The organism is Teichococcus aerophilus, assembly GCF_014490485.1.
Taxonomy (GTDB): Bacteria; Pseudomonadota; Alphaproteobacteria; order Acetobacterales; family Acetobacteraceae; genus Pseudoroseomonas; species Pseudoroseomonas aerophila.
Map to the genome: position 1 here is coordinate 1 of NZ_JACTVA010000073.1, position 4,540 is coordinate 4,540.

Consider the following 4,540-nt stretch of genomic DNA (forward strand, 5'->3'; position numbering starts at 1 on the left):
GGCGGGTGGGGGGCAGGGCAGGGGGTGGGCCGTGCGGCCCGTTGTCAGCGCGGCTTCCAGGGTGGGCGCCCAGGGGCTGTCGGGCGGGGTGCCACGCAGGGTGGTGACGGTCCAGTCCGCCAGGTTGGCGGGGGTGGGGGTGCAGAGGCTGAGGGCGGGGTCGCGCTCGGCCAGGTTGGTCATGAAGTGGGTGACGAAGGCGGCGCAGTCCAGCCGTGCGCGGCCCCAGCCGGCGCAGAGGTTGGAGAGGGCGCCGGCCTCGGTGGCGGCGGGCTGGTTGGCGCCGGCCTGGGCGCGCGGGCCATCGGGGCGGCCGGGCAGCATGGCGATGACCAGGGCGGCGGCGGCGACGAGGCCGAGCATGGGGATGCCGACGGTTTTCAGCCGATCCATACGCGGATCCAGTGCAGGCCGCCCATGAGGGCGATGGTGACGGCGGCGGCGATGGCGGCGGCGGTGACCCAGCGGTCGAGGCTGATCTTGCCGCGGGCGAGCAGGCCGGGGCGGGCCTTGGCGGGCTTGCCGCGGCGTTGGCCGGGCTGGCCCTGCTGGGCGGCCTTGAGGGCGGGGGAGGCCATGCGGTCCTCCCGCCAGCGCAGGCCCATGCCGATGAGGACCGTGAGCAGGAGCATCAGCAGCAGGGAGGCTTTTACCATGGGCGTGAGCCTCCCTGGGGGCGTGGGCCTCCCTGGCTGCGGGGGAGCGCGGGTGCGCTCAGGCGCGTTCTTCCTGTGCGAGCTCGACCTTGAAGGACTCGATCACGGTGTTGGCCAGGAGCTTGCGGGCCATGTCCTCGGCCACGGCCTTGGCCTTGGCGGGGTCGGTCTCGGCTAGGTCCAGCTCGATCACCTTGCCGGCCCGGACTTCGCCGACGCCGGAGAAGCCGAGGGTGCCGAGGGCGTGGCCGATGGCCTTGCCCTGGGGGTCGAGCACGCCGTTCTTGGGCATGACGGTGACATAGGCCTTCATTGGGGGATCACCTTCCGGATCGTCGAAGCAGGGTAGCAGGCGGCGGGCATGGTCATGGCAAGCGTCGTGTAGGAGAGGCCGGTCACTGCATGGCCTCGGGGCCCTTCATGTCGCGCACGCCGGCCTCGGGGGTGATGCCGAGGCGGGAGGCGACTTCCTGGTAGGCTTCCTCGACCTTGCCGAGGTCGCGGCGGAAGCGGTCCTTGTCCATCTTCTCGCCGGTCTTGACGTCCCACAGGCGGCAATTGTCCGGGCTGATCTCGTCGGCCAGGACGATGCGCATCTCGTCGTTCTCATACAGCCGGCCGAATTCCAGCTTGAAGTCGACCAGGACGATGCCGACGCCGAGGAACAGGCCGCAGAGGAAGTCGTTGATGCGCAGGGTGAGGGCGACCATGTCGTCCAGGTCCTGCGTGGAGGCCCAGCCGAAGCAGGTGATGTGCTCCTCCGACACCATGGGGTCCTGCAGGCCGTCGTTCTTGTAGTAGTACTCGACGATGCTGCGCGGCAGGCGGGTGCCTTCCTGGATGCCGAGGCGCTGGGCGAGCGAGCCGGCGGCGACGTTGCGGACCACCACCTCCAGCGGGATGATCTCCACCTCGCGGATCAGCTGCTCCCGCATGTTCAGGCGGCGGATGAAGTGGGTGGGGACGCCGATCTCACCCAGGCGCAGCATCAGGTATTCGCTGATGCGGTTGTTCAGCACGCCCTTGCCGGTGATGATGCCCTTCTTGGTGCCGTTGCCGGCGGTGGCGTCATCCTTGAAATACTGGACGAGGGTGCCGGGCTCGGGGCCCTCGAACAGGACCTTGGCCTTACCTTCGTAGAGCTGGCGGCGACGGGCCATGGTGCGGGAATCCTCTTCGGCGCCGGGCGGTGGCGGCCGGCGTGGTTCGCGGGGCGTATAGCAGGCGGGGGGGTGCGGCGCCAACCGGCAGGGCAGCCCCCCTGCCATTCATGCGGCGCAGGGCCATGCTGTGTTCCGGCTGGGACGAGGCGTGGGGGGGCTTGGCGGGCTGGGGTTGTGCTGGTGCGATGCGGCGGCTGGCTCTTGGGCTTGGGCTTGGGCTTGGGGGCGTGACGGCTGGGCTGGGCTTGGGGATGAAGCCGGGCGCTGGTTCGGCCTGGAGGGAGAAGGAATTTTCCCTTCAGACCTCCCTCATCTTGTTCTGCGGGTTGGTCTGGTACCTGCCGGTCGGTGGCGCGTGCGGTGTTGGCGCGGGGCCAGGCTTCGCCACCACACCGTTTGCCGCGGCTTTGTGTGGGTGACGGCGGCTGCTGCCGGATGCTGGCAAGGTGGCTGGTTGACGGAGGGATGGCGGCCTGAGGGCGTTTGGGCGTTCCTGGCCGGCTCTTCGGACTTCAGGGTTACCGGACGCGACTGAAGGCATCTTGGCCTGCTTTGAATCCGGCTGGTTCGCGCCGGAGGTTCCCGACTTCCGGCGGCTGACGGTTCCGCCCGGGTGGCCACGCCTTGAATATGATGATGGCGCCCACGGTGGCGGAAGGGGTTATGCGACCGGGGCAGCCGGAAGGACGCCAGGTGAATGGCGGCCGCATGCCGTGTGGGCCGCCGCAACACTCGCAGAAAAAAGATGGGGGGTCCGGGGGGAATTCCTTCCCCCCCGGCCTTTGCTCCACGCCTCAGCCCTTGGCGGGGGAGATCTGCTCGATCCAGGCGGTGAACTTGGTGACGAAGCCCTGAAGGAACTTCTGGGTACCTTCGTTGGTGATGGTGCCCTGGTCGTCGATCAGTCCGTCCTTGAAGTGCAGGAAGACTTCCGGCTGGCCGAGGGTCGGCATGTCCAGGTAGCCGAGGATGGCGCGGAGTTGTTGCTGGGCCGCGGCGGTGCCGACGGCGCCGACCGAGGCGCCTGCGATGGCGGCGGGCTTGCCGGCCCAGGCGCTCTGGCCATAGGGGCGGCTGCCCCAGTCGATCGCGTTCTTCAGCACGCCGGGGATGGCGCGGTTGTATTCCGGGGTGAGGAAGAGGACGGCGTCGGCGGCGCGGACCTGTTCCTTCAGGCGGGTGGCGGCGGGCGGGTAGGCGGCGTCCAGGTCCTGGTTATAGAGGGGGAGGTCGCCGATCTCGACGAAGCGGAATTCGAGGGAAGGGGCGGCGAGCCGGGCCAGGGCCTGGCCGAGCTTGCGGTTGTAGGAATCTTTGCGAAGGCTGCCGACGAGGACGGCGACGGTGCGGGTGGCCATGGGTCGGGCTCTCCTTGAGCTGGGTCGTTCGGGTGGGCGTGGTGCGGGTTTGAAGCGGGGGATGGCGGCTTCGGTTGCCTGGAGCGCGATGGCTTGCGGTGGAATCGCCGAAAGCCTGAATCACGCGACCCGACAAAGGCATGGAGCGTGGGGCGCGAACGATGCGGGCGCATCATGCTCCCATGTCCGCCGGTTGTGGGGTGTCAGGCGCCGGTGGGGGCATCCTTCGGCAGGCGGCCGTCATGGCTGCCCCAGACGCGGCCGGGGGCCCAGACACTGTCCGGCGCGCGCCACAGATTGGGGTTGCGCATGGCGTCGGCCAGGGCGGTGGAGACGACGTCCAGCAGCTTCCTGCCTTTCTCGGCCGTGGCGGCGCGGGGGTCGCCCATCACGCCGGTGACGGGGGCGCGTTCGGCGAAGGACCAGAAGCGGGCGAAGGGGCTGCCGGTGGTGTCGCCGCCGGGGGAGATGGCTTCTTCCAGCTTGTCGTGGCGGACCTGGGTGCCGTCGATGGCGAGCCAGAAGCTGGTTTCCGCCTCACACGCATGCATGACGCCGGACTGCTTTTCCAGGATCTTGCCGAGTTCCGGCCCGGAGACGTGGAAGATGGTGGTGGCGACGACGGGAATGGCGAATTCGACGCAGAGTTCCCGCGCCGAGACGGCCAGGGGGTCGATGTTGCCGCCGTGGCTGTTGACCAGCAGCAGGCGCTTGAAGCCGTCGGCCAGGATGGAGCGGCAGATGCCGCGCAGCACGTTGTGGAAGGTGTTGTAGTCCAGGCTGATGGTGCCGCCGAAGGGCAGGTGGTGTTCCGACAGGCCGGTCCAGAGCGGGGGGAGGACGATGGCGGGCACGTCGGTGGCCTTGGCGGCTGCTTCCAGGGCGCAGGCATGGCCGATCATGCTGTCCGTCCACACCGGCAGGTGGGGGCCGTGCTGTTCCATCGAGGCGACGGGGAGGACGACCAGCGCATCCTGCTGCGCCAGGGCGCGCAGTTCCGGCGCCGTGCGGCGTTCCCAGCGGACGGCGTCGGTGGCGGTATCGGGCATGCGGTGGCTCCTGCTTCAGGCGTGAGGGCCGGCGGCCCCTGGATCACGCGGACAAACCAAGCGATGGGCGTGACGGCCGGCGGGCTGGTCACGCCAAGGGACGGCGCGGCCGGCGCGTTGGCCGCGTGCGGGATGGCGGGCCTGGATCGCGCCATCCAGGGCACGGGCGGGGCGCGGTGGTGGGGCGCCGGGCCCGGGGGTTGGCACGGAACCACGGGCGCGGGCCGGGGGGAAGGGGGCGGCGTGAGGCGGGGGGGGCGGTGCGGCGGCCACCGGAGGGGCGGCTGCCGGAGCGGCGGTACGGGGGCATGACA

At 70.2% G+C, this 4,540-nt stretch carries 6 protein-coding genes; all 6 read right to left on the reverse strand.

Features of this window, described 5'->3' with window-relative positions:
* A partial coding sequence (locus tag IBL26_RS23360; RefSeq protein ID WP_187786920.1) for a hypothetical protein occupies positions 1-393 on the reverse strand: 393 nt, incomplete at its 3' end.
* Positions 381-656, reverse strand: coding sequence for a hypothetical protein (locus IBL26_RS23365; RefSeq protein ID WP_187786921.1), 276 nt, complete (start codon positions 654-656; stop codon positions 381-383). The genes IBL26_RS23360 and IBL26_RS23365, both read right to left, overlap by 13 nt.
* A 58-nt stretch (positions 657-714) precedes the next feature.
* A complete protein-coding gene (purS, locus tag IBL26_RS23370; protein ID WP_187786922.1) occupies positions 715-969 on the reverse strand; it encodes a phosphoribosylformylglycinamidine synthase subunit PurS in 255 nt (84 codons plus the stop codon).
* Between the two features lie 82 nt (positions 970-1,051).
* Positions 1,052-1,816, reverse strand: a complete 765-nt coding sequence (gene purC, locus IBL26_RS23375) for a phosphoribosylaminoimidazolesuccinocarboxamide synthase (protein ID WP_187786923.1) — start codon at positions 1,814-1,816, stop codon at positions 1,052-1,054.
* 797 nt (positions 1,817-2,613) lie between these two features.
* Positions 2,614-3,177 carry an NADPH-dependent FMN reductase gene (locus IBL26_RS23380; RefSeq protein ID WP_187786924.1) on the reverse strand — a complete coding sequence of 188 codons (564 nt, stop codon included), beginning with the start codon at positions 3,175-3,177 and terminating at the stop codon, positions 2,614-2,616.
* 203 nt (positions 3,178-3,380) lie between these two features.
* Complete coding sequence (locus IBL26_RS23385; RefSeq protein ID WP_187786925.1) at positions 3,381-4,226, reverse strand: creatininase family protein; 846 nt, start codon at positions 4,224-4,226, stop codon at positions 3,381-3,383.
* Positions 4,227-4,540 lie beyond the last annotated feature (314 nt).

Excerpts from the sequence above, each read along its gene's own strand:
- IBL26_RS23365 (WP_187786921.1), bottom strand. The coding sequence starts at position 656 with ATGGTAAAAGCCTCCCTGCTGCTGATGCTCCTGCTCACGGTCCTCATC.
- purC (WP_187786923.1), bottom strand. The coding sequence starts at position 1,816 with ATGGCCCGTCGCCGCCAGCTCTACGAAGGTAAGGCCAAGGTCCTGTTC.
- purS (WP_187786922.1), bottom strand. The coding sequence starts at position 969 with ATGAAGGCCTATGTCACCGTCATGCCCAAGAACGGCGTGCTCGACCCC.
- IBL26_RS23385 (WP_187786925.1), bottom strand. The coding sequence starts at position 4,226 with ATGCCCGATACCGCCACCGACGCCGTCCGCTGGGAACGCCGCACGGCG.
- IBL26_RS23380 (WP_187786924.1), bottom strand. The coding sequence starts at position 3,177 with ATGGCCACCCGCACCGTCGCCGTCCTCGTCGGCAGCCTTCGCAAAGAT.